Source organism: Streptomyces sp. NPDC045701 (assembly GCF_056432045.1).
Map to the genome: position 1 here is coordinate 1 of NZ_JBWKJV010000235.1, position 1,035 is coordinate 1,035.

Consider the following 1,035-nt stretch of genomic DNA (forward strand, 5'->3'; position numbering starts at 1 on the left):
GCCCTGCGCGCTGAACTGAAGACCGTGCGCAAGGAGAACCAGAAACTGGCCACCGAGCGGGACATCCTGCGTAAGGCAACCAAGTTTCCCGCACAGGAGATGACCTGGTGAACCGCTGCCAGTTCATTGAGGACCACCACCGCGCCCGGGGCGTGAAGCGGTTGTGTCAGGTGCTGGAGGCCGCCCGCTCCAGCTTCTGCAAATGGCGGGCCGGCCGCGCAGCCCGCACCGCACGTGAGCAGGCCGGTGCGACGCTTGCCGAGCGGATCAGGGCCGTGCACACCGGGTGGGACGGCACCTGCGGCCGCCCCCGGATCACCGCCGGGCTGCACGGCGGGGGCGAGCGCGTGAACCACAAGCGGGTCGGACGGGTCATGCGCAAGTACGGCATCGCCGGGCTGCGGCTGCGCAAGCGCCAGGTCACCACCATGCCCGAACCGCCCGCCACACCGGTGCCGGACCTGCTGCGGCGCGACTTCACCGCGAGCGCGCCGAACACCAAGGTACGCCGGGGACATCACCTGCCTGCCGGCGGGCGACGGCGAGTTCCTGTATCTGGCGACCGTGACCGACTGCTTCTCCCGCCGCCTGGCGGGCTGGCCAATCGCCGGCCACCTGCGCACCTCACTGGTCACCGGCGCGCTCAGGGCTGCCGCCGCAACCCGCGGCAGCCTGGCCGGAGCCGCGTTCCACAGCGATCACGGAAGCCCAGTACACCTCCCGTGAATCCGCTGATAGCTGCGCCGAGCTGGGCGTCAGGCAGTCCATGGGCGCGGTCGGCACGAGCGCGGACAACGCACTCGCCCAGTCGTTCAGCGCAGCCCTCAAACGCGAGACGCTCCGTGGCGCCCGCCGCTCCGACGGGGCCCGCGCCTGCCGCCTGGCGGTCTTCCGCTGGACCACCCGCTACCACACCCGCCGACGGCACCCGGCGAACGGACAGCAGGCACCGATCGCCTACGAACAGCAGCCAGCTACCCAGACACTCGCCGCATAACGACACGAACAGGTGTCCACTCCTCGGGGGCAAGGCCC

Annotated in this window: 1 pseudogene; it reads left to right on the forward strand. The window is 71.0% G+C overall.

Annotation, left to right across the window (positions count from 1 at the left end):
- A pseudogene (locus AC07DW_RS34670) lies at positions 1-997 on the forward strand (IS3 family transposase); the annotation flags it as partial.
- Positions 998-1,035 lie beyond the last annotated feature (38 nt).